18 protein-coding genes and 5 pseudogenes are annotated in these 25,702 nt (G+C 37.9%); 4 read left to right on the top strand and 19 right to left on the bottom strand.

All coding sequences use genetic code 11. From position 1 onward, the window contains the following. The first annotated feature begins 1 nt into the window (after position 1). Complete coding sequence (locus B5P37_RS10145; RefSeq protein WP_037543219.1) at positions 2-460, top strand: GNAT family N-acetyltransferase; 459 nt, start codon at positions 2-4, stop codon at positions 458-460. Between the two features lie 648 nt (positions 461-1,108). Here the strand turns inward: B5P37_RS10145 and rpoZ are convergent. After that, on the bottom strand, positions 1,109-1,318 hold the full coding sequence (rpoZ, locus tag B5P37_RS10135) for a DNA-directed RNA polymerase subunit omega (RefSeq protein ID WP_019165540.1): 210 nt from the start codon (positions 1,316-1,318) through the stop codon (positions 1,109-1,111). After that, positions 1,318-1,941, bottom strand: a complete 624-nt coding sequence (gene gmk / locus B5P37_RS10130) for a guanylate kinase (protein ID WP_014614147.1) — start codon at positions 1,939-1,941, stop codon at positions 1,318-1,320. Before gmk ends, rpoZ begins: the two co-directional genes overlap by 1 nt. A 159-nt stretch (positions 1,942-2,100) precedes the next feature. Between gmk and B5P37_RS10125 the strand changes: the two genes are divergently transcribed. Beyond that, positions 2,101-3,804, top strand: coding sequence for an Rqc2 family fibronectin-binding protein (locus B5P37_RS10125; RefSeq protein WP_085238099.1), 1,704 nt, complete (start codon positions 2,101-2,103; stop codon positions 3,802-3,804). Positions 3,805-4,329: 525 nt separating this feature from the next. Here the strand turns inward: B5P37_RS10125 and B5P37_RS12275 are convergent. Then, positions 4,330-4,447: pseudogene (locus B5P37_RS12275) on the bottom strand (VOC family protein); the annotation flags it as partial. A gap of 215 nt (positions 4,448-4,662) precedes the next feature. Here B5P37_RS12275 and B5P37_RS10120 point away from each other — a divergent pair. After that, positions 4,663-5,805: pseudogene (locus tag B5P37_RS10120) on the top strand (ISL3 family transposase); the annotation flags it as partial. 119 nt (positions 5,806-5,924) lie between these two features. Here B5P37_RS10120 and B5P37_RS10115 read toward each other — a convergent pair. Next, positions 5,925-7,066 (bottom strand): annotated as a pseudogene (locus B5P37_RS10115) (IS3 family transposase). 90 nt (positions 7,067-7,156) lie between these two features. Here B5P37_RS10115 and B5P37_RS10105 point away from each other — a divergent pair. After that, a pseudogene (locus tag B5P37_RS10105) lies at positions 7,157-7,327 on the top strand (transposase); the annotation flags it as partial. A gap of 46 nt (positions 7,328-7,373) precedes the next feature. Here B5P37_RS10105 and B5P37_RS10100 read toward each other — a convergent pair. The 15 genes and pseudogenes from B5P37_RS10100 to ileS all read right to left on the bottom strand — a co-directional run bounded on the left by B5P37_RS10100 (position 7,374) and on the right by ileS (position 25,661). Then, the gene (locus B5P37_RS10100; RefSeq protein WP_085238095.1) at positions 7,374-7,928 is read right to left on the bottom strand and encodes a hypothetical protein; all 555 of its coding nucleotides are present in this window, start codon (positions 7,926-7,928) and stop codon (positions 7,374-7,376) included. A gap of 841 nt (positions 7,929-8,769) precedes the next feature. Then, positions 8,770-9,183, bottom strand: a complete 414-nt coding sequence (locus tag B5P37_RS10095) for a VOC family protein (RefSeq protein WP_085238094.1) — start codon at positions 9,181-9,183, stop codon at positions 8,770-8,772. A 372-nt stretch (positions 9,184-9,555) separates the two neighbouring features. Further along, positions 9,556-10,164: an orotate phosphoribosyltransferase gene (gene pyrE / locus B5P37_RS10090; RefSeq protein ID WP_085238093.1), complete on the bottom strand. Its 609-nt coding sequence runs from the start codon at positions 10,162-10,164 to the stop codon at positions 9,556-9,558. Then, positions 10,152-10,856: an orotidine-5'-phosphate decarboxylase gene (gene pyrF, locus B5P37_RS10085; RefSeq protein ID WP_085238092.1), complete on the bottom strand. Its 705-nt coding sequence runs from the start codon at positions 10,854-10,856 to the stop codon at positions 10,152-10,154. Before pyrF ends, pyrE begins: the two co-directional genes overlap by 13 nt. A gap of 4 nt (positions 10,857-10,860) precedes the next feature. After that, entirely contained in the window at positions 10,861-11,778 is a 918-nt protein-coding gene (locus B5P37_RS10080) for a dihydroorotate dehydrogenase (RefSeq protein WP_085238091.1), read from the bottom strand. Continuing rightward, positions 11,775-12,539, bottom strand: coding sequence for a dihydroorotate dehydrogenase electron transfer subunit (locus B5P37_RS10075; protein WP_085238090.1), 765 nt, complete (start codon positions 12,537-12,539; stop codon positions 11,775-11,777). The genes B5P37_RS10080 and B5P37_RS10075 overlap by 4 nt, the downstream gene beginning before the upstream one ends. Positions 12,540-12,552: 13 nt before the next feature. Continuing rightward, complete coding sequence (gene carB / locus B5P37_RS10070) at positions 12,553-15,726, bottom strand: carbamoyl-phosphate synthase large subunit (protein ID WP_085238089.1); 3,174 nt, start codon at positions 15,724-15,726, stop codon at positions 12,553-12,555. Then, the gene (locus B5P37_RS10065; protein WP_085238088.1) at positions 15,719-16,819 is read right to left on the bottom strand and encodes a carbamoyl phosphate synthase small subunit; all 1,101 of its coding nucleotides are present in this window, start codon (positions 16,817-16,819) and stop codon (positions 15,719-15,721) included. Before B5P37_RS10065 ends, carB begins: the two co-directional genes overlap by 8 nt. Before the next feature lie 2 nt (positions 16,820-16,821). Then, the gene (locus B5P37_RS10060) at positions 16,822-18,096 is read right to left on the bottom strand and encodes a dihydroorotase (RefSeq protein WP_085238087.1); all 1,275 of its coding nucleotides are present in this window, start codon (positions 18,094-18,096) and stop codon (positions 16,822-16,824) included. A 12-nt stretch (positions 18,097-18,108) separates the two neighbouring features. Continuing rightward, positions 18,109-18,986, bottom strand: a pseudogene (locus tag B5P37_RS10055) (aspartate carbamoyltransferase catalytic subunit). Positions 18,987-19,006: 20 nt separating this feature from the next. Next, entirely contained in the window at positions 19,007-20,299 is a 1,293-nt protein-coding gene (locus B5P37_RS10050) for a uracil-xanthine permease family protein (protein WP_085238086.1), read from the bottom strand. Positions 20,300-20,471: 172 nt separating this feature from the next. Continuing rightward, complete coding sequence (gene pyrR, locus B5P37_RS10045) at positions 20,472-20,996, bottom strand: bifunctional pyr operon transcriptional regulator/uracil phosphoribosyltransferase PyrR (RefSeq protein ID WP_085238085.1); 525 nt, start codon at positions 20,994-20,996, stop codon at positions 20,472-20,474. Between the two features lie 284 nt (positions 20,997-21,280). Next, complete coding sequence (locus tag B5P37_RS10040) at positions 21,281-22,198, bottom strand: RluA family pseudouridine synthase (RefSeq protein ID WP_085238084.1); 918 nt, start codon at positions 22,196-22,198, stop codon at positions 21,281-21,283. Beyond that, positions 22,198-22,683, bottom strand: a complete 486-nt coding sequence (gene lspA, locus B5P37_RS10035; protein ID WP_085238083.1) for a signal peptidase II — start codon at positions 22,681-22,683, stop codon at positions 22,198-22,200. Before lspA ends, B5P37_RS10040 begins: the two co-directional genes overlap by 1 nt. A 221-nt stretch (positions 22,684-22,904) precedes the next feature. After that, positions 22,905-25,661: an isoleucine--tRNA ligase gene (gene ileS / locus B5P37_RS10030; protein WP_085238082.1), complete on the bottom strand. Its 2,757-nt coding sequence runs from the start codon at positions 25,659-25,661 to the stop codon at positions 22,905-22,907. Positions 25,662-25,702 lie beyond the last annotated feature (41 nt).

The following is a 25,702-nucleotide window of genomic DNA, read 5'->3' as shown; positions in this document are numbered from 1 at the left end:
TATGGCGGTTTATTTTAAAAAAACTACCTTGAAGAATGCGGATTTTATTTTAGAAATGCAAAAGCAATGCTTTAGAAATGACTTTTTAGAATATGAAGATTATGAAACCAGTCCATATTATGAAACTTTAGAAGATTTACAGAATGATATATGTACAAATCATCATTTTACGATTTTTTTAGACGAAAATATAATAGGTGCTTTTGAAATCAAAGAAAAAAAAGACAGTCAACATTTATATAAAATTTTTATATCTCCGAATAAACAAAATAATGGAATTGGAAAAGTAGTCATGAAAATGATATTTGAAAAATTGACTAATAAAAACAAATGGACTGTCTATACACCACACAAAAGCTTTAGAAATCATCATTTCTATGAATCTTTAGGTTTTAAAAAATATGGCGAGGCTATTTTATCAGATAAATTAACATTGTTTAAATACGTTAAATACAATTAGCTTATTTCTGGTTCTGTTGCAAAGTTGAGAAATAAGCGGTTAACCTCATGTTTAAAAGAATCAGTTGTGTTAACTAGCTAGCATAATAGTAATTTCATGGCATGGCGTATAATCCGTAGTTCTGAAGACACCTGCCGTTATAGGTTGTATATTTTTAACGGTTAGCGAGAGATACACTGACCGTTATTTTAATTATTGATATTAAAAAAGCACAAATATCTCTATAATTGTAAGTGCCTAAACCAACGATTAAGGAGATATTATTCCTGTGTGTAATGATATATCAGAAATGCTGTAAATGGTGGGGCTGGGCAAGCAAGCGAAGCCCTCTTTTTTCTGTGTCCTTATTCTTGACATAGATCCAGATAGTAATGCTGATTTATTAGAATTCCAAGAACCAGTTTATAGTAACGGAAAATGGAAAATTAATACAAACAACAAATCAAGTGTTGGAGCAAACATCATCATAAGAAACTACTAATAATAGATATAGACTATGTCATTTTATCATCTCATTCACCGACGTTTGATAAAGAACCAAAATATACAATCAATGTTAAAAAGCGCCTTTCAAATTCATCTCAACGGATAGAGACAACTTTGAAAAGCGCATTTTAAATGTGATATGCATTTATCGATTGTATTGAATTAAAAGTGTGATTCATCAACGTGTGGATGAATTTTGCTTGCGGCGATTTCTTCTAACGCACGGCCTACTGTTTTTTTGCTTTCATAACGATCTAATAATAAATGATCAGGGTCAGCTTGTAACTCACGTGCACGTTTAGCGGCTGTTGTCGCAATTAAATATTTTGAGTTAATTTTATCTTGTAATTGGTGTAACGGTGGGTATAACATTATTTTTTGGCCTCCAATAACATTTTTCTGTATTTCGCTTCAATGCGTTCTCGCTTTAAATGTTCAGCTTCAACAATAGACTGAATGCGGTCTTTCGCTAGATCCACTTCATCGTTTACGACAACATAATCGTAAAGATTCATCATCTCAACTTCTTTTTTCGCTTCTTTTACGCGACTTTCAATTTTTTCTTTTGATTCTGTTCCACGACCGATTAAACGCTCTGTTAAATGGTCTAGACTTGGTGGTGCTAAAAAGATAAATAGCGCATCTGGAAATTTCTTGCGCACTTGCTTGGCCCCTTCAACTTCAATCTCTAAAAATACATCATGACCTGCATTCATCGTATCTTTAACATATTGCACGGGTGTGCCGTAATAATTTCCTACATACTCTGCGTATTCAATAAACTCATCTGCCTCAATGAGTTTTTCAAATTCTTCTCTCGTTTTGAAAAAATAATCAACGCCATCTTGTTCACCTTCTCGCATTTGACGCGTTGTCATCGAGATAGAATATTTATAAGATGTGTGTGGATCATCAAAAATACGTTTTCTAACTGTGCCCTTGCCAACACCAGAAGGGCCTGAGAGTACTATTAGTAAGCCTTTTTCAGTATCCATGCCTTACGACCTTTCTTCGCTATTCTTCTATTTATTAACATATCTTACCACAATTTTTATTGAATTGCATAGAGGGCCAAGCGAAAACTTTAGTTCTGACGTGCATGGATAGGCATGTTATAATAATATAATGAAAATTTTTAAAGGTGGCAGATAATTATGGCATTTGATGGTGTGTTTACAAGAAAAATGGTAGAAGATTTACAATTTCTCATTTCTGGGCGTATTCATAAAATCAATCAACCGGAAAACGATACAATCATCATGGTTATAAGACAGCAACGCCAAAATCATCAATTGTTGTTGTCGATTCACCCGAATTTTGCACGGATTCACCTCACTACAAAAAAATATGATAATCCATTTGAACCGCCGATGTTTGCGCGCGTCTTTCGTAAACATTTAGAGGGTGGACGTATCCTTGCCATTCGCCAAATCGGAAATGACCGTCGCATCGAAATGGACGTGGAAAGTAAAGATGAAATTGGTGACACGATTCATCGTACAGTAATTTTAGAAATTATGGGCAAACATAGTAACCTCATTCTCGTTAATGAAGAACGTAAAATTTTAGAAGGTTTTAAACACCTTACACCAAATACGAATCAATTTAGAACCGTGATGCCAGGTTTTCAATATGAAGCACCGCCAACACAACATAAACAGAACCCTTATGCATATACTGGTGCGCAAGTGCTTCAACATATTGATTTCAATACGGGCAAAATTGATCGCCAACTGCTTCAAACGTTTGAAGGTTTTTCACCGTTAATCACAAAAGAAATCACATCAAGACGCCATTTTATGACCATGCAAACTTTACCTGAAGCTTTTGACGAAGTGATGGCCGAAACGATAGCGACACCCCAACCGGTATTTCATAAAAATCACGAAACAGGTAAAGAAGACTTTTATTTTATGAAGTTACATCAGTTTTACGATGATTGCGTCACATATGATTCACTCCATGAACTGCTCGACCGTTTTTATGATGCACGCGGTGAACGTGAACGCGTCAAACAACGTGCGAACGATTTAGTCAAACTGGTTCAACAATTGTTGCAAAAATATCAAAATAAATTGAGCAAGCTCGTCGATGAACAAGCGGGAACTGAAGAAAAAGAAAATCAACAATTGTACGGCGAGTTAATCACAGCGAATATTTATCAACTCAAACCTGGGGATCGCCAGTTAGAAACAGTGAATTATTATACAGGAGAAAACGTGACTATTCCGTTAAATCCACAAAAGTCACCTGCTGAAAATGCGCAATACTATTATAAACAGTACAACCGAATGAAAACACGTGCGCGCGAATTGACATATCAAATTACTTTAACCGAAGAAAATATCGCTTATTTTGAAAATATCGAGCAACAGTTGTCACACATTCAAGTGCATGAAATTGACGATATTCGTGAAGAACTGGCAGAACAAGGCTTTATTAAACAGAAAAAACAGCAGAAAAAGAAAAAGCAACAAAAAATCCAATTACAATCCTATGTTTCTACAGATGGCGATACCATTTTAGTAGGCAAAAATAATAAACAAAATGATTATTTAACGAATAAGCGTGCGCAAAAATCACATTTATGGTTCCATACGAAAGATATTCCAGGAAGCCATGTCGTGATTTTAAATGATGCGCCGAGTGACAAAACGATTGAAGAAGCGGCGATGATTGCAGCGTACTTTTCAAAAGCCGGACAATCGGGACAAATTCCAGTGGATTATACAACGATTCGCAACGTGCACAAACCGAGTGGCAGTAAACCTGGATTTGTCACGTACGATAACCAGAAGACACTTTACGCAACGCCAGATTATGATATGATTCGTCGATTGAAAGCTGAAGAAGAGTAAAAGATATAGTGTTAAATTTGCTATTTAATAGACTGTAGTATCGGATTTAACTCTAAAAAATGAAGCTAGGATGACGTGCACTCTAGCTTCGTTTTTTATTGAAAATTATCAGTAAATTAATGAATTTTCATCATATGATTAATCTTAAAATAAGGCTACAAGGATACTGAAAAGAATTAATAAAATTAAAAATAGCGTTGAAATAATAGCAGACCGCTTGAGAGATAACTTACCTGTTGCATGTAATAACAACATGAATAAATAACTTTGAAGGATAAGCTTTAAATGCCCATTGAGTAGGGGATCTTTTTTTATAAAAATCGTAGTATAAAGGCCATTTTTTGATATCCACTTTAAAGTTCCCCTCCGTTAAATAAAACCTATGCGTACAATATTCAAACAAACTAAACGCGCACTTGGTAAATGTATGGTTCAATACAAGAATTGACTATATTATACATAAAATCCGAGTCTTTTCGCCACACGTAACGAAAGACTCGGATTTTTGCTCATCTTATTCTATAGTTATTTCTTTGATTCTGGTAAGGCCAGTTGGAAGTTCACGAAATTGTGGTGGCATTGCAGTTTGCGGCATTAAAATTGCACCACCCTCTTTTAAACCGTTGTATAATGTGTCCATCTCAAACCCTAATATCACTTTCACTATTGTAACGCAGAAAAATGAAAAACGGTTCACTACCTAATATAGTAATGAACCGTTTTATATAGGTTCTATACTTTTAACGGTTGGTGAGTTTTTCACTGGCCGTTATTTTTGTTTTAAATACAAAAATAGCACAAATATCTCTATAATTGTAAGTGACAAAACCAACAAATTAAGGAGAGATATTCGTGCCTATGTATAATGATATATCAGAAATGATTGGAATAAAAGTATCAAATTTAAAAATCACTGAATGTTTAGGTATTCAAACCTTCAAGAACGTTCAATCATTGTTTTATAAAGGGGTTTTAACTTATCAACCTAAAGGTTGTGAGTGTTGTGGTATCAAGAATGAGCAACACACAGTTATTAAAAATGGCTTTCGCAGTACAAGAGTGTATATGGGGCTTATTCTTGAAAGGCCTAGTTATCTTGTGTTAAAAAAGCAACGCTTCTATTGTAAAGCTTGTGGTCAAACTTTTACGGCTAAAACACCATATATAGAACCGCGTTGTACAATTTCTAATGACGTAAAACTAATGGTGACGAGAAAGCTCGCCACTGTCATATCTGAAAAAGATATAGCGAATAGTGTTTTAGTTTCACCTTCAACTGTTCATCGGTATTTGAAAGACCTAGGGGAAGCAGTAAAAACACAACCTAGTGATATATTGCCCCAACATTTATCCTTTGATGAATTTAAGTCAACTAATGATGTCGACAGCTCTATGAGCTTTATATACTGTGATAGTATCACGCATGATATTATTGATATCTTGCCAGATCGACGTAAGTTCAAGTTGGAAGAATACTTTTTAAGATTCTCAAGAAAGCAGCGTGAAGGAGTTAAAAGTGTTTCTATTGATATGTATCCACCATACATGTCGCTAATTCAATCATTATTTCCCAATGCAGATATTATCTTAGACCGTTTTCATATTGTTCAAGCGGTTAACCGTGAAATCAATCACAGTCGCGTTAAAACAATGAATAGTTTTAAGACTAAAGAAAAACCCAAGTACAATAAATTAAAACGGTATTGGAAGCTTTTATTAAAATCTCCAATTGAATTAGACAGAGTCCATTATCACTCGTTCAGACTTTTTAATACATGGCATAGTCAGTATAGTTTAGTACAATTCTTGTTAACTTTTGATGAAGAATTCCAATTAACGTATGAAGCAGGACATCATATTCTAGAAACCCTAAGATCAAATAACATTGAACAATTAGAGGAAGCATTACAACGTTCGAAGAGTTTAAATATTTCAAATGGACTCAAACGTGTTATTAACACACTCATAAAATATATACCTTATATTTCAAATACGATTCAAATGGATTTGTGTCAAGAAATCGGACACAGTGAATTTATAATTTTACCTCGCTCTGCTCGGTTTCCTGTTCAAAAATAAACTTATTAAAATCATATAAGTTCATTTTTAAACAGGTCATTTTATGAAAACATTTTTTCAAATTCAAGTGGACTTAGATAATTTAGTGTTGAATGAATTCTTTTGGAATTATAGAATGTCACAATATATTCTATAATACTAAACATTGCCTCATTACGCGTTTGAAAATTACAATGATGAATGAGTTCTTTCTTTATTATACTGTGAAATGACTCTATACACGCATTGTCATAACAATTTCCCTTCCGACTCATACTCGTTATTATTTCGTTTTCTCTTAATATATTTTGATATTCTATTGAGGCATATTGACTTCCTCTATCAGAGTGGTGTATTAAACCTGCTGTTGGCTTCTGTGCAGTAAATGCTCTTTCTAGTGCTGAAATCACTAAATCTTTCGTCATTCTGTTCGACATCGACCAACCTATTATTCTTCTTGAGAATAATTCCATCACTGTTGCGAGATACACCCATCCTTCCCGTGTATAAATATAGGTAATATCTGATACCCATACCACACCTGGCTTTTCAACTTTAAATTGTTGGTTTAGTAAATTCGGATATATTGGTAGATTGTGTTTAGAATCTGTTGTTGCTTTATATTTCTTCTTTGTGATTGATCTGATACCCATTTCTTTCATCAATCTTGTTACTGTACGCTGTGAAATCTTTATTCCTTCTTTCATCAGTTCCTTTGTGATTTTTGGACTGCCGTACCTTTTTTGACTTCCAATATAAACTTTATAGATTTCCTTTTTTAATCTATCACGTCTCTTTTGTTGTGATGAAGCTGGACGTTTTTTCCAATCATAATATCCACTTTTTGAAACACCTAATACTTTGCACATCTTAGTCACACGAAATTCGTGCCGGTGTTGATATATAAATTCATAAATTATTTCTGGTCTTTGGCAAAGATGTGCATAGCCTTTTTTAATATTCGATTCTCTTCTTCAAGTTCCTTAAGTCGCTTTTGTAATTCGACTTCTGTTTGTTTTACTGGTGTTAATTTACCGCTACCAACAAAAGATGCTTCGCCACCTTCACGATACTTACTCAGCCATTTTGTAAGTGTTTGTATCGGTATATCAAGGTCTCTTGAGACCTCAGTCGCTTTTCTACCTGATTCAACCAGTTTTATTGCTTCCATCTTAAAGTTATGATCATATCTTCTCTTAGTCATGACAGACACTCCCGTAAATTAATAATATTATTATAAACTATTTATTATCAATTCGCTGTGTCCGTTAATGAGTCTAACATCAAAAATCCTCATTTGACCAATGGTCCAATTGAAGGTATTAACAATAAAATAAAGCTTATTAAGCGTGTCTCTTATGGTTATAGAAATTTTTATAACTTTAGAAATAGGATTTTAATTATTTCAAGGTTATACGTAAGTGAATATAAAAAACGTACTAAGCAACAAAAAATTGCCACTTAGTACGATATTTCTTCACCAACCGACGTTGACAAAGAGCCTTTATATATTAATAAAGAGACTGTTTTCTTAATTGATCAATAAAATCTTGTTTGGAAATAGCTATCCCTAATTCTTTATGGAAGTTGCGTAAAGTGCTAAATCTATATGGGTTCAAAGTTCTAAAAGTAAGAGTATCTCCATTTTCACTCTTAGAACAAATCTCAATATACTTATTTACATAGTTCTTAACTCGTGAGAAAATACGGTTTGAATTCTTTAAATAAAAGTTCTTCTCATTTGGATTTTTAAAATGATATATTCTTGAATAGTCAATATATTTTTCATCGATAATAGTCAACTTACTGAAATCTAAAGCCTTCAAGCACATTTTCCCATCATGACGTCTATAAGTTGTGTAAGTAAATAGATGACTCGAATTCCTAAGCTTATCAGAAATACCTGACCGAAGTGGAATGGCAATCAACTGATTATTGATATCAAGAATCATAACACCGTGGCCACGTGTATGATCTTCTTGAAATTCATCTAAATATTGATAAGTATCAAAATAATCTTGAGTTAGTAGATGAAAATATAAACTATTCTTATTGATTTTTGACATAAATTAAACCTCTATTATACAAAAAAGGGCTTTCTTTTTAGAGTCGCGACCCTTACGACTACATCAACTTTAGAGTATTTTCTTTTTAGAGTCGGTATTACTCTCCGACTACCTCTGATTAAATTATACCAAAATCACCACGAGTGTCAAATATGAACACTATTTCGGGTCAATTTCTTTCAATAAATCTGTCTCTAAAGTGCGGGCTTTGTTAAACGATAGAATACTTATTATTATAAACATCATTTGATTTTCATTGATATTGAAAGATATCTTAGTTTTTTAGCTATTTTGTAGGCTAAGTCTTGGAAACTTTCAGACATACAATTTTTATGCCAATATCAGGTATTTTAAAAGACTTTAATTCCATTGTGCAGCCTACATTATATAAATTATTAGCATCTGGATGTGATATTTATAATATCTTTATCCGTTATCACTTTGTCATATAAATTCTCCCTCACACCAACATGTATTATTTTTTTGACTTTATCTAAATTACTAACTTCTTTCATAAAATTAGAATGATTAATGTTTTGATAATAGACTAGAGAAAAGTTATCAAAAGGTACGTCAATTTTGATAATAACAGGTTCGCTATAATCATTTTAAAAAATCCATTACTTCTAAGTATGTTTATAATTTCTGAGCCATTTTTTGATATCCACTTTAAAGTTCCCCTCCGTTAAATAAAACTTATGCGCGCAATATTCAAAGAAACTAAACGCGCACTTGGTAAATGTATGGTTCAATACAAGAATTGACTATATTATACATAAAATCCGAGTCTTTTCGCCACACGTAACGAAAGACTCGGATTTTTGCTCATCTTATTCTATAGTTATTTCTTTGATTCTGGTAAGGCGAGTTGGAAGTTCACGCCGTATTTATCTTGAACCCAAGCAAACTCACGAAATTGCGGTAACATCTCTGTTTTGGACATTAAAATCGCTCCATTTTGCTTCAATCCATGATAGAGTTTGTCCATTTCAAATTGGTCTTTGACCGTCACATACAATGACATTGCGGGGTTCATTTCGATGCCTACCCCATTCATATTATCAATCGCCATAAAGACTTGACCATTTAATGTAAAAATAGAATGTTGCACTTTACCCGCTTGCTCAGGTATCGTGTCATCATATTTCACCATTGTCAAAATTTCGCTATCTTCAAATAAATCCGTGTAACGTCGAATGGCTGCTTCAGCGTCACCGTTAAACATTAAAAACGTAGTAATCTTAGGAATTTTCATCATTATGCCTCCTCAAACTATCACGCGTTGACTTGTCTTTACTTTTTACTTTCACTATCTATTATAACCCGTTACAATAAAGTTAAATCATCATTTGGAGGTTATTCTATGATTACTATGACTTTTTTAATCCCTATTTTAGCTTGTATACTCATTATCGTCGTCGGCTGGTTGTTTTTACGTTGGTATTTGAGATAACATACGCCTGCTTTGTTGCTTTTGACACTTGCAAGCCATGTGTCGCTTCAAGTTCAAAATGTAATTAAAATTGTGCGAACCATTCTTCTCAGCGAATCAACCCATGATTCACTTAAGCGACATGCGCAGCAAACATATCGATAGAATGGTTCAAGCAGGAACACCTGTGATCAATTACAATTGATTGCGCCAATCGACTAAAGTTTGAATATCCTCTGCTGAAATCTTCCCATCTTCACGTGCCACTTCAATCAGTTCATCATAGTTGCTTAACGTATAGAAAGGGAGACTTGCTGCTTTAAACGTTTCGTCCGCTTTATTTAAACCATATGTGAAAATCGCAACGACACCTAACACTTCAGCACCCGCTTCTTGTAATGCTTCAACAGCTGTGATGGAAGAGCCACCAGTTGAAATTAAATCTTCAATGACGACGACTTTTTTGCCTTCACTGCGCGCGCCTTCGATTTGGTTTTGCTTGCCGTGGCTTTTACTTTTTGAACGTACGTAATTCATTGGCAAGTTCATTTTATCTGAAATATACGCCGCATGTGGAATACCGGCTGTTGCTGTGCCTGATACGATTTCGACCTCAGCAAAATGTTGTTGAATGAGTTCAATTAAACCGTCACGAATCGCGGTACGTACTTCTGGATATCCGAGAGTGACACGGTTATCACAATAAATAGGTGATTGAATGCCGGAACTCCATGTATACATTTCATTCGGTGATAATGATACGGCTTCGATATCTAATAATGCTTTTGCGATTAATTTTGACATGCATTTAACCAACTTTCTTTAATTTGATGATAACTTTGTACTGGATTGTCGTTTTGTGTAATCGGGCGACCGACAACGATATGTGTCGAACCGAGTTGGCGTGCTTTTTCTGGTGTCGTGATGCGTTGCTGATCGTCTTTTGCACTGTGCGCTAGACGAATACCTGGTGTCACTTTTAAGAAATCGTCGCCACAATGTTCGCGAATCAATGTCGTTTCTAACGGTGAACATACGACACCATCTAAACCTGCTTGTTGCGCAAGGCTAGCATAGTTTAAAACAGCTGTTTCCATCGATGTTTGGATGTTTTGCTCCTCATGCAACTGTTGTTCAGATGTGGATGTTAATTGAGTGACGGCGATAATCTTAATGTCTTTGTTGTGTCGACGTAATCCTTCTACGGCACGCTCCATCATGACTGTACCGCCAGCTGCATGGACATTGACAAGGTCCACGTTCAGCTTTGCGAGACCTTCCATCGCTTTACCGACCGTATTTGGAATGTCGTGTAATTTTAAGTCTAAAAAGATGTCGTGGCCTAATCCTTTGATTCGATCAATTAAAGCAGGTCCTGTTTGATAAAAAAGTTCCATACCCACTTTAACAAATAATGACTCATCGAATTGTTGCAAAAATGCCATCACTTCGGCTTCATTTGAAAAATCTAATGCAATGATTGGCGTTTGTTTCATTATTTTACAGTCCTTTCAATGTTCTCCCTTTCAGCTCACCAATATGATGTACATTTAACGCATCTAAATATTCAGGTAAAGTATCGATAATTTCTTTGCAGACCATTGGATTTTGGAAGTTGGCTGTTCCCACTGCCACTGCATCTGCACCGACTGACACGTAATCAATAACGTCTTGCGCATTTTGCACGCCACCCATTGCGATAATTGGAATATCAGGTAAAGCTTTGCGAACGTCATGCACCATTCTTAATGCGACCGGTTTAATTGCTGGCCCACTTAAACCACCCGTAACGTTATAAATAATCGGTTTGCCTGTGCGTGCGTCAATTCTCATGCCGACGAGTGTATTAATCATTGTTAACCCGTCTGCATATTGGGCGATTGCTTCCGCCATTTCTACAATGTTAGTCACATTAGGCGACAACTTCACATAAACGGGGACTTCAGACACTGCTTTTACTTTACGTGTTAGTTCAGAAGCGATTGTCGGGTCTACACCAAACTGCATGCCGCCTTCTTTTACGTTTGGACATGAAATATTTAATTCTAACGCTTTCACATTCGGTGCTTTTGAAATGTGTTCAGCTACATATACATAGTCTTCTTCCATCGAGCCCGCTACATTCGCAATAATTGGGACGTCGTGTTGTGCCAATGCTTTAAGTTCATGATTAATAATATGATGGACGCCTGGATTTTGCAGTCCAATCGCATTCAACATGCCACTATCTGTTTCCGCGACACGTGGCGTTTCATTGCCAAAACGTGCTTCTTTCGTTGCGGCTTTAATCATGATGGCCCCTAACTCAGACAAATCGTAAAACTGACCGTATTCCGCACCGAAAGCGAAACAACCACTTGCCGGCATAATCGGATTTTTTAACGATAATCCTGGAATTTCTACTGCTAATCGACTCATAGTACAACCGCCCCTCTTTCAAATACTGGTCCATCTGTACACACTTTGACATAATCTGTCGGACTTTCTGGTACGTGACAAACACACGCAAAGCATGCACCGACACCGCAACCCATACGTTCCTCTAGTGAAATGTAACCCGGTACATCTTTCAATGTTTCTAACTGTGTTAACGCTTTTAACATCGGTAACGGCCCACATGTGTAGAAAATGTCATAATCGACTGGAAGTGCATCAATAACCGTTGTGACAAAACCTGTTGTACCTAATGAGCCATCTTCTGTCACAATGTGCGTCTCACCTAATGCTTCAAATTGTTGTTGATAAAACACATCTTTAGCTGAACGGAAGCCTAAAACATGTACTGTTTCAATGCCACGTTCATTGAGTTGTTTCGAAAGTTCATAAAGCGGCGGAACTCCAATGCCCCCTCCGACGAGTAAAGCTTTTTTCTTCGCTTTGTCTACTGGAAATCCATTACCCAGTGGTGCTAAAATATCAATTTCGTCGCCTTCATTTAAGGCAGCAATTCGCTTTGTGCCATCCCCTTCAGCACGAAATAGCATTGTGAACTGTTGTTGCGCTTGATCGATATGACAAATCGAAATCGGTCGACGCAACATGTGTAATGAACCTTCTCCAGCTTTAATATGCACGAACTGACCAGGTTGCTGAAGTTTTTCAACAACCGGCCCTTTGACTGTTAATTCATAAATGCGCTCTGCAATAGGTGCATTTGAAACCACTGTTAATTTTTCCACCGCTTTTGACCTCCTACATATTTCTCATTGAAAATGTCATGCTTTCAATGACATTCGTTAATGCGTTTGCTGTATCGAGTGAAGTGAGACAAGGGACCCCATTTTCAACTGATGCACGACGAATTTGGAATCCATCACGTTCAATCGTTTTACCTTTTGTCATCGTATTAATGACAAGTTGGACTGAACCGTCTTGAATTTTTGTCATTAAATCATCGTGGCCTCCAATTTTTTCTACCGTTTCAACGTTGATGTCGTGGTCTTTCAACGTAGCGGCTGTGCCTGCTGTTGCCACGATTTTATAGCCGACTTCACTTAAACGTTTCGCAATTTTAACCATTTCTTCTTTATCTTTATCGCTGACAGTAATCAACGCTGTACCGTAATCTTTGACTTCCATCCCTGCTGCTGTTAACCCTTTGTATAGCGCCTTTTCTAACGTAATGTCGCGACCCATCACTTCTCCTGTTGACTTCATTTCAGGTCCAAGTGTGATGTCGACATTTTTCAATTTATTAAAGCTGAATACCGGTGCTTTAACAAAAACCCCTTCTTTGTACGGTTGAATGCCTGGTTGATAACCGAGAGCAGTTAATTTTTGTCCCATAATCGCTTGCATTGCGAGTTGTGCCATTTGAATTTCTGTAATTTTACTTAAGAACGGCACAGTACGGCTCGCTCTTGGATTCACTTCTAGCACATATACCCCATCATGTGCGAGGACGAATTGGATATTGATTAAACCAATAACGTTGAGTCCTTTCGCCAATTTGATTGTATAAGCTTCCAACGTATCAATGACGTCTTGACTTAACGTTTGTGGCGGATACACTGCAATAGAGTCACCTGAGTGAACACCCGCGCGCTCGATATGTTCCATAATCCCTGGAATAATGACTGTTTCTCCGTCAGAAATGGCATCCACTTCAATTTCTTTACCTGTTAAGTAACGGTCTACGAGTACAGGATGTTCTGGACTGGCTTTTACTGCTTCATTCATATAGTTTTCAAGTTCTGCATCATTGTATACAATTTCCATCGCACGGCCACCAAGTACGTATGATGGACGGACCACAACGGGATAACCGATATCGCGTGCATTGTCGAGTGCTTCTTGAGCCGATGTCGCTGTTTTCCCTTTCGGCTGAGGCACGTCAATTTTGTTCAGTAACGCTTCAAATTCTTTACGATCTTCAGCACGGTTTAAATCTTCTAGGGATGTCCCTAAAATTTTCACACCGTATTTCGCTAATTTGTCAGCTAAGTTGATCGCTGTTTGGCCACCGAATTGTACGACGACGCCTTTAGGTTGTTCCAGATTAATGATGTTCATCACATCTTCTTCTGTCAGTGGCTCGAAATAGAGCTTGTCTGAAATTGAGAAGTCCGTCGATACCGTTTCTGGGTTATTGTTAATAATGATCGCTTCATAGCCCGCTTTTTGAATTGCCCATACGGCATGCACTGTTGCATAATCAAACTCAACACCTTGACCAATTCGAATAGGTCCTGAACCCAGTACAATAATTTTCTCTTTATCTGTAACAATCGATTCATTCTCTTCTTCATATGTGCCATAAAAGTATGGTGTTGTGGATTCAAATTCTGCTGCACACGTATCGACCATTTTATACACAGGACAAATGTTGTGCTGTTGACGTAACTCATACACTTCTGCTTCTGTCATTTCAAAACGATGTGCAATGACGCGGTCGCTAAAACCGAAACGTTTCGCAAATCTTAAGTAATCAATATCACCTGGATGTGCCTTTAATGCATGTTCCATATCGATAATATTTTTGAATTTATTTAAGAAGAAGTAATCGATTTTCGTCATTTCATGTAATTCTTCAAGCGTTGTGCCACGACGAATCGCTTCACCAATGAAGAACAATCTTTCGTCATCTTGCGCTTTTATACGTGATTTAATGTAATCTAAGTCAAAAGATTCGCCGTTAGGTAAGCCAAGATGATGCACGCCGTATTCTAATGAACGAATTGCTTTTAATAACGATTCTTCGTACGTGCGACCGATCGACATAACTTCCCCTGTCGCTTTCATTTGTGTACCGAGTTCGCGTTCACCTTTTTCGAACTTATCAAATGGGAAACGTGGGATTTTCGATACGATATAGTCTAAACTTGGTTCAAATGCCGCATAAGATATGCCAGTAACTGGATTTTTCATCTCATCTAGCGTCAGACCTACTGCAATTTTCGCAGCGAGTTTCGCAATCGGATACCCCGTTGCTTTTGAAGCGAGCGCCGACGAACGCGACACACGCGGGTTCACTTCGATAATGTAAAACTGCATCGAATGTGGATCCAAGGCGAGCTGGACGTTACATCCCCCTTCAATTTCTAGTGCACGAATGACTTTTAATGACACGTCACGCAACATTTGATATTCCACATCTGACAATGTTTGGCTTGGTGCAACAACGACTGAGTCCCCCGTATGGATACCGACTGGATCAATGTTTTCCATGTTACATACGACAATCGCATTATCGTTTTTATCGCGCATCACTTCATATTCAATTTCTTTAAAGCCTGCGATTGACTTTTCAATTAAACATTGCGTGGCCGGGCTATATTTCAATCCGTTAGAAACGACTTCACGGAGCTCTTCATCATTATGACAAATGCCGCCCCCTGTACCACCCATCGTAAATGCTGGCCGTACGATTAACGGATAACCGACTGCTTCTTTAAATGCAAAGGCTTGTTCAAGTGTATTCACGATGTCACTTTCAGGTACTGGCACATTCAAGTCATTCATTAACGAGCGGAACAATTCACGGTCTTCTGCTTGTTCAATAGATGACAATTTCGTACCGAGCAGTGTGACGTTATTTTCCGCTAAGACACCGCTATTATGTAGTTCAATCGCCATGTTGAGCCCTGTTTGTCCACCGAGCGTCGGTAAGAGCGCATCCGGTTGTTCTTTACGGATAATGCGTGCGATAAAATCATGTGTGAGCGGTTCGATGTAAACTTTGTCAGCAATTTCTTTATCCGTCATAATCGTCGCAGGGTTTGAGTTAACTAAAATGACACGGTAACCTTCTTCTTTGAGTGCGAGACATGCTTGTGTCCCTGCATAGTCAAATTCCGCAGCTTGACCGATAATAATTGGACCTGATCCGATAACGAGAATCGTTTGAATATCATTTCTTTTAGGCATAAGTCGAGCGCTCCTTTTGTTTATTGTCTTCCATCATTGCTACGAATTGATCAAATAAATAATTGGAATCTGTCGGACCTGGACAAGCTTCTGGATGGTATTGTACAGAAAACGCAGGTAACGTTCGATGCTTTAAGCCTTCTACTGTACCGTCATTTAAAGCAAGATGCGTAATTTCTAAATCTGTTCCCTCGATTGAATCGGCATCAATCGCATAACCGTGATTTTGACTTGTTAAGGCAATTTTTCCAGTCGCAAGATCCTTAACAGGGTGATTTGCACCACGGTGACCGAACTTCATCTTAAAAGATTTCGCCCCTTGTGATAAGGCGAAAAGCTGATGCCCTAAACAAATACCAAAAAACGGAATGCGTCCTAAAATGCCATTAATCATTTCTAAAGCGACAGGGACATCATCAGGGTCACCAGGTCCATTCGACAACATGACGCCATCTGGTGCAATTTTAATAATCGTCTCTGCTGAAGTATCATAAGGAACCACTGTCACTTCGCATCCTCTAGCATTGAGTTCACGAACAATATTTTGTTTTTTACCAAAGTCAACGAGGACAACACGTAAGTTAAAACCTGTTGAAACATAAGGTGATTTTGTAGAAACTGAAGGCACCTCTGTTCTAGGAAATACTGCTGTTTGAAGTGCTTCTACTGTAGATTCAATTTCATCTGCATGATCTACAAAAGCTGCTTTTAACACCCCATATTGGCGGATTTTTTTCGTAATGCTTCGTGTGTCCACACCACTAATTCCTGGAATATCATACTCTTTTAAAACGGCTTCGAATGATTTTTGTGAACGAAAATTACTTGGCACATGACAAGCTTCTTTAACAACTACACCATTCAAACTTGGCGTTAACGATTCAAAATCATCATGATTGATTCCATAATTCCCTATTAAAGGATAAGTGAACGTAATGATTTGCCCTGTGTATGAAGGGTCAGAAATCGTTTCTTGATAACCTGTCATTGCAGTATTAAACACGATTTCTCCTTGTGTTAAGCGATCAGAGCCCAACTTAAAGCCTGTATAAATAGAACCATCTTCTAAAACGAGATAACGTTTCTCAAACATGTTTATTGTGCCTCCTTGTATCGAACATCGCCCTCAACCATTGTTAAAATCGGCTGACCATATACCTTTTGCCCTAAGAAAGGCGTGTTGGAACCTTTTGATAAGAAATCTTCTGCTTTAATCTCATATACATCATCCAAATTAATGATTGTTAAATCGGCTAAGCTACCGACTTCTAATTTGCCATAAGGGAGATTAAAAACATTTGCAGGTTTTACAGTTAAATAATCAACCAGCTGTTGTAATGTCCATGCGCCATTTTTTACGAAATGTGTATACAGCAGTGGAAAAGCTGTTTCACTCCCTACAATGCCGAACGGTGCACGTGTCATCGGTTGCGCTTTTTCGTCTGCAGCATGTGGTGCATGATCTGTTGCAATACAGTCAATCGTCCCATCTAATAATCCCTCGATTAAGGCTGTTTTATCTGCCTGACTTCTTAAAGGTGGATTCATTTTATAAATCGCGTTATCGCCTGGAATATCATCCTCTGTTAAAAGTAAATGATGTGGTGTGACTTCAGCCGTTACCGGAATACCCGCTTTTTTAGCATCACGAATGACTCGCACACTTTCTTTTGTAGAAACGTGACACACATGATAGTGACATCCTGTTGCTTCACTGAGTAAAACGTCTCGTGCAATTTGTACAGACTCACAAATGCTAGGAATGCCCGGAATACCTAATGCACGACTGCGTTCTCCTTCATGCATCGCACCACCGTAAATTAAACTATTATCTTCGCAATGTGCCACAACCGCCTTGTTTTGTGCTTTAGCTTGTTGCATCGCCTCGTACATCATTGATGCTTGTTGTACACCAACCCCATCATCCGTAAATGCAAACGCACCATGAGCCGCCAACGTTTCAAAATCGACATGCGTTTGCCCAGCTTGTCTCACTGTGATAGATGCATACGGTAGCACACGAACTTGCGCATGTGTTTCGATAAGTTGATTCAATGCGGTTAAATGTTCAAGTGAATCCGGCACTGGTTTCGTATTCGGCATTGGACAAACCGTTGTAAACCCGCCTCGTGCTGCGGCTTTCGTCCCCGTTTCAATCGTTTCTTTATACTCCCCACCTGGCTCTCTCAAATGGACATGCACATCAATAAAACCTGGTGCTAAAAAGTGTCCTTGCGCATCGATAATTGTCATTTCTTCTGTAGCTGGAATCGTTTCAGCGATTTCTTTTATCTTTTTCCCTTCGATGAGTACGTCTACTTTTTTCATCGTTCCGGCTTCTAACATTTTTGCATTTTGAATTAATTTCATCGTTATCGCTCCTTAACCTTTTAATATCTCAGTGAGTACCGCCATTCTTAAATAAACCCCATTCGCCATCTGTTCAAAAATTCGTGATTTCGGGGCTTCAACTAACGTATCCGCAATTTCAACATTGCGATTGACCGGCGCGGGATGCATCACAATCGCATGGTCTTGTAATCGCGCATAGCGTGTTTCCGTTAAACCAAATTGACGATGATAAGTGGCAGGATCAAAATTTTGACTCCCTTCACCATGACGTTCATGTTGTACCCGTAAAAGCATAACAATATCAACTTGTTCAATCACTTCATCTAAATCAACGTAAGCTGCTGCCATACTATGGTCTTTCCATACATCTGGACTAGAGAACATGACATGTGCTCCGAGCGCCGTTAAACTGTGATAATTGCTACGCGCAACGCGAGAATTTTTAATATCGCCACAAATCACGACTTTTAATCCTTTAAAACGTCCAAATGTTTCATAAATCGTCATCAAATCTAGTAAGCTTTGTGTCGGATGTTGACCGCTACCATCCCCCCATTGATAATGGGAATCCCCATATTCAATAAAGGCTCATAATAATGATTTTGTGGATGACGAATGACCAGTGCGTCACATCCAATGCTTTGTAACGTGCGACACGTATCGTATAATGACTCTCCTTTTTGTACAGAAGAGGCACTTGATTCAAAGTGCAGTTGTTGAATCCCCAAACGATGCTCTGCCATTTCAAAACTGCATTTCGTTCGCGTAGAGTTTTCAAAAAACAAATTAGCGATGTACCTTCCTTTTAAGTCAGGTATTTCTTTCCCTGCTTTATATTGCATTGCTTTTCGAATTAAACTTTCAATCTCTGTTTGAGTTAAATGTTCCATAGACACAAGATGCTGCATAATAAGTGAAGCCCCCTATTTTAACGTTTTGGTAAAATCAAATTAAGAATGATACCTGCTGTTGCCGATAGTGCCATGCCTTCAATTGTGAGTTGTACACCGACTTGAGATAAATTCAACATCATGTTACCAATACCAATCACGAGAATCACTGATGCAATGACAAGATTACGGTTTTGTGTGAAATCGACTTTACTTTCTACAATCATACGCAAACCACTCGCAGCAATCGTTCCAAACAATAAGATGGATACGCCGCCCATCACTGGTGTTGGGATGGAAGAAACAAGTGCGGTGAATTTACCGATAAATCCAAGTACAATTGCGATGACTGCTGCACCTCCGATAACGTAGATGCTATAAATTTTTGTTATGGCCAGTACACCAATGTTTTCCCCGTAAGTTGTACTCGGCGGACCACCGATAATACTTGAAAACATGGTAGAGACCCCGTCTCCAATAATAGAGCGATGTAAGCCAGGATCCTTAAAGAAGTTACGTCCAACAATTTTGTTGATCACCATCTGATGACCGATATGCTCACTTACCGTTACGAAAACGATAGGCAGCATGATCGCAATCAACCCCAAATGTACAGAAGGGTGATAGTCAACAAAAGGAATATAAATATCTGGAAATTGGAACCAAGCTGCTTCAGCAATGGTTTTAAAATTAACCATGCCGAATAAAATCGCCGTGATATATCCCACAACAATTCCAATTAAAACAGGAATTAATGAGAAGAATCCTTTTGCAAAACCTTGCATGATGAGTGTGACGAGTAATGTGATACCTGCAACGGCTACAAAACTTAATTGGTAACCTTTCATTTCACCCGGATTTTCAAACATTGCCATGTTGACTGCAGTAGGCGCTAAGCTTAAACCAATCACCATAATGACAGGCCCAACAACCACTGGTGGAAGGAGATGCATCAGCCAATTTGTCCCACTGATTTTAATTGCGATACCAATCACGACGTACATTACTCCGCTCATAAATAATGCAACGAGCATATCACCTAAACTATTCGTACTTAATCCTGTAATAATCGGGGTAATAAATGCAAAACTTGAGCCAAGATAAGCTGGTATTTTCCCTTTTGTAATCAAGATGTATAGCAGTGTTCCCACACCTGATGCTAACAATGCCGATGATACCGGTAATCCCGTTAAGAATGGGACTAATACCGTTGCACCAAACATCGCAAATAGATGTTGTAAGCTTAAAAAGGCCCATTGCCCCGCTTTTGGTTTTTCATTGACGTCCAGTACAGGTTTGACTGTCCGTTCAAACATTTGTTCATTTTCCATTATTCTCTTCCTTTCACAATAAAAAAATCTCTTAACCATTAATGGTAAGAGACTGAGGTTGAATCAAACAGACCTTTATACAATAGACATGTCCATTGCATATGAGGTTGAAACTTTATCCTGTTTGAAATATGACCTTTGTCAGTCTCTCGTACTGAATTAAAAGGTGTTGCTATGTAATGACAACGGCATTACGTTGATCTATTTCATCTAAATAAACATTGACCGCTTCTTGTTGTGCTGTTGGAATGTTTTTCCCTACGAAATCGGCACGGATAGGTAACTCTCGATGACCTCGATCTACGAGTGTTGCCAATCCAATTTTTTTCGGTCTCGCATGCAATAAAATCGCATCTAAAGAAGCACGTACAGTTCGTCCCGTATAAAGCACATCATCGACGATTATGACAATGCGATGGTTCAAATCAATGTCAATATCGAATGCAGGCACTTTTTGTTGTTCTCTGAAATCAATATCGTCACGATAATCCGTGATATCAATCGTTCCAGTAGGCACCTGTACATCTTCTATCTGTTGAATCTTTTGTTGAATGCGTTGCGCTAAAAATTCACCCCGTGTTTTAATACCGAGCAGTACTAGGTGATCTGTACCTTTGTTGTATTCTAAAATTTCGTGTGCAATTCTAGTGACTGTACGATTGATTGCGGCCTCATCTAATACAACACGTTCTGCCATTGATTTCACTCCTTAATAAAAAACTCATGTCTTCATCTAGACATGAGTTTAGTCAGTGATGGGTATCACCATGCGCTGACAATGAACCGTCTCTCGTACGGATTCCACCATCATTCAACAACGCGGGATACACCATGATATCGTCATGTCTTTTGAGCCTCACGGGACTCTCTATTAAAGACCTTCATTTTTTAATTGTTTGTCATTCAACTTGTATTAATGTTAACGTTTTTATCCTTCAATGTCAAAGTATATTTGAAATTTCTTGAAAAAGATGACTATGCTCACACGTCTTCTTTACGAACTTGTTCAATAACCGCTTCGAACGATTCTGGTAGCGGCGCAGATCGTTCAATATATGCTCCTGTTTTAGGATGTTCAAAGCCAATTAAACCCGCGTGAAGGGCTTGTCCTCCAATATCTAGCGTTTTCTTTGGTCCATATTTCGGATCACCCACCAACGGATAACCGATATACTTCATATGCACACGAATTTGATGCGTACGTCCTGTTTCAAGCTCACATTCCACCAACGTATAATTTTTAAACGCTTCAATGACATTAAAATGTGTAATCGCTTCTTTACCATTGTCTTCTACGGCCATTGCTTGACGATCATTTTTATTTCTACCTATCGGTGCGTCTATCGTTCCAAACTCATGTGGGATATGGCCATGAACTAATGCGGTGTATTTTCTCTTAACCGTTTTTGCCATTAATTGTGCGACTAAACTACGATGTGCGACATCATTTTTAGCGACCATCAACAACCCAGATGTATCTTTATCGATACGGTGTACAATGCCAGGTCGAATTTCACCATTAATCCCAGATAAGTTTTTAATTTGATACATTAAACCATTGACTAACGTTCCCGAATAGTGGCCCGGCGAAGGGTGAACGACCATTCCTTTAGGTTTATACACGATGGCAACATCATCATCTTCATAATAAATGTCTAAATTTAAATTCTCTGGAAGAATGTCTGCTTCCACAACTTCTTTTTCAGTCACTTCAATGAGATCGCCCATTTTTAATTTATAATTTGATTTTACTGTCTTACCATTTACTGACACGAGTCCCAATTTAATCCAGTCCTGTATTTGACTGCGCGACCATTCTGAATGAAACTCAGGCAAAATTTTATCAATGCGCTGTAAATGATGGGCCGGTAATTCAATTTTGAATGCATGTTTTTCCATTACGACACCTTACCCTTTCGATTCTGATCTTTCAGCAACACAATCAGCAATAAAATCACACCAATTGTTAAGCTCGCATCCGCAACATTAAAAATAGGGAATTCATAGCCGAAGATCACCGTGTCGACAAAATCCACAACTTCTCCACTACGCACGCGATCAATGAAGTTTCCTAATGCACCTGCAAACAACAAGCTAATCGAAATTTGCATGAGCATATCACGCTTCGCCTCTTTAATATAAAAGACAATGAGCGCGACTAATATCACTAGAGTAATGATAATAAAAAATGTCATTTTGCCACTGAGTATTCCCCAAGCTGCCCCATTATTTCGATGAGACGTAATATATAAAAAGTGAGGAATCACTTCAAAAGATTCCCCTATTGCCATTTGTGTTCGGATGATAAATTTTGTGATTTGGTCTGCCAACAAAATAATCAATACCGTAACAATGGATAGAGCAATATAATATTGTTGTTTCATAATTTTATTCCTTTCTGTTCATCACCGCTTCATTATAACACGATATATTTTCGCAATGTAAACATTTCAATGCTTTTTCGTTTTTACGCATTGCGATTAAGATTCTTTTTCTAGTTGGATGATGACATATCAAGTTTCTTTGCGTTCATCAACACACTTTATGCCACAAAGAAAAGACGATACGCACACATTTAAGTGCTTGTATCGCCTCACTTTCACTTTTACGATTCTGTGATGAGTGTTTTAACCACTTCTTGACAACGTGGACATAAATGATCTAATTCTCCTACGCGACCTAAATCATCACTATAATTCCAGCATCGTGCACATTTTTCTCCGTCAGCATGAGAAATCGCAATCGTGCCATATTCATAAACATTACCCTCTAAAGTATCCACTAACTCTACTTGTGAGACAATAAAGAGTTGATGTAAGTTTGTGAAGCCTTCTAAAAAGGCAAGTGTATCAAATGATGGACTGTTCGCTATTTTAACTTTTGCCTCTAACGACTTCCCAATCACTTTTTCGTTTCTCGCCGCTTCAAGGGCACGGTTCACATCATCACGTAATCCCATAAATTGACTCCATTTATCTAACAATGCTTGATCAACTGTTTCTCTTTCAGGCATATTGGTTAAATGGACACTTTCCTCATCGACTTGTTCAATATGCGACCAAACTTCATCTGTCGTATGCGGTAAAATCGGTGCTAACAATTTTGTCATACGGACAAGGATTTCAAAAAGAACCGTTTGCATACTACGACGTTGATGTGCATTTTCCTGTTCAATATAGAGGATGTCTTTACCATAATCGAGATAGAAGTTACTTAATTCGACATTAATGAAGTTTTGTACTTCTTGATAAATATCTAAGTAATCAAACGCCTCATAATGATCAAGTGTACGCGCTGTAAACTCACGTAAACGATTCAAAATATAGCGATCCACTTCTAACAATTCTGATTCGGCGATGTGGTCCATTGCCGGGTCAAAGTCATGGATATTTCCTAATAAGAAACGTAATGTATTACGAATTTTACGGTAAACATCCGCCACTTGTTTCAAGATTTCATCCGAGATACGTACATCTGCGAGGTAGTCTACTGAGCATACCCATAAACGTGCGATATCTGCCCCTTTCTGTTTAACGATCGTATCAGGTACGATGACGTTGCCCAGTGATTTACTCATTTTTTTACCTTCACCGTCCATCACAAATCCGTGTGATAACAGCATTTTATAAGGTGAACGACCACGTGTCGCCACTGATGTCGTAATCGATGAGTTAAACCAACCTCGATATTGGTCACTGCCTTCCAAATACATATCAGCCGGATAACTTAATTCCGGACGTGTCTCAAGGACACCACGATGAGAAGAACCCGAATCAAACCATACATCCATAATATCTTCTTCTTTTGTGAACACACCATTCGGACTACCCGGATGCGTGAAACCTTCTGGAAGTAAATCTTTGGCATCGCGCTCAAACCATACATTAGAACCATGCTTTTCAAATAAATCCGCCACATGGTACACGGTTTCTTTAGTCATAATGATGTCACCATTTTCAGCATAAAAAACAGGTAGTGGCACACCCCATACACGTTGGCGAGAAATCACCCATTCACCACGGTCACGAATCATATTGTAAATACGTGTTTTACCCCAATCTACTTTAAACTGTGTCTCTTCAATCGCGTCTAAAATATCTTGTCTCACTTTTGAAATAGATGCAAACCATTGTGGTGTCGCACGGAAAATAACAGGTTTTTTCGTACGCCAATCATGCGGATAACTATGCGTGATGAAGTCTAGTTTTAATAATGCCCCTTTTTCAGTCAATAATTCTGTAATCGGTTGATTCGCTTTGTCATAAAACAAGCCTTCAAATTGTCCAGCTTCGGCTGTGAAAACCCCTTTATCATCAACCGGGCTAATCACTTCTAAATCATATTTTTGACTGACGATATAGTCATCTTCACCATGACCCGGTGCTGTATGCACACAACCTGTCCCTGCATCTGTCGTTACATGTTCACCATTGATAATCAAAGAAATACGATCAATAAAAGGATGTTGTGCTTCAATGTACTCAAGTTCAGTCCCTTTGAAGTCTTGTTCACGTACGATGGTGTCTTTGTTCCACCCTAGTTGTTCAGCAACGTCATCAACTCGCGCTTCAGCAACAATATAACGTGTTCCCTCTACATTCATCTGTACATAAGTAAGTTCTGGATGCACTGTTATCGCAACATTAGACGGCAACGTCCATGGCGTCGTTGTCCAAATAATAAATTTTGCATCATCAGCGACAACGCCTTTACTATCTTTAACGTCAAAAGCCACATAAATAGAAGCTGAACGCTTATCATGATATTCAATTTCAGCTTCCGCCAATGATGATTCACTTGATGGAGACCAATAAACCGGTTTTTTCCCTTTATAAATCAACCCTTTATCTGCCATTTCACCAAACAACCGGATTTGCGCTGCTTCATACTCCGGCTTTAACGTAATGTATGGATTATCAAAGTCACCCGTAATACCAAGGCGCAAAAAGTCTTTTTTCTGGTTTTCAATTTGCTCTAATGCAAATGCTTGACACTTATCGCGAAACTCAGCAGTCGTCATTTCTTTGCGGTTAATTCCTTTTTTCGTTAACGCTTGTTCTATTGGTAAACCATGCGTATCCCAACCAGGCACGTATGGCGTATAAAAGCCTTGCATCGTCTTATAACGGTTAATGAAATCTTTTAAAATTTTATTAAGTGCATGACCCATATGTAGATTACCATTCGCATATGGTGGACCATCATGCAAAATGAACGAAGGTTGCCCTTCATTTTTGGCTAGCATTTTACGGTATAAATCTTTTTCCTTCCACTCCTGTTGGATTTGAGGCTCCTTTGTAGGTAAGCCCCCACGCATTGGAAATTTTGTTTTTGGCATTAATAAAGTATCTTTATAATCCATTTTTAATTACACTCCTTTAACTCAAAAGAACTCTAAGCTCA

Source organism: Staphylococcus lutrae (assembly GCF_002101335.1).
In the GTDB taxonomy this organism is placed as follows: domain Bacteria; phylum Bacillota; class Bacilli; order Staphylococcales; family Staphylococcaceae; genus Staphylococcus; species Staphylococcus lutrae.
The sequence above is the reverse complement of the archived record's forward strand: the minus strand, read 5'-3'. Positions and strand labels throughout refer to the sequence as shown.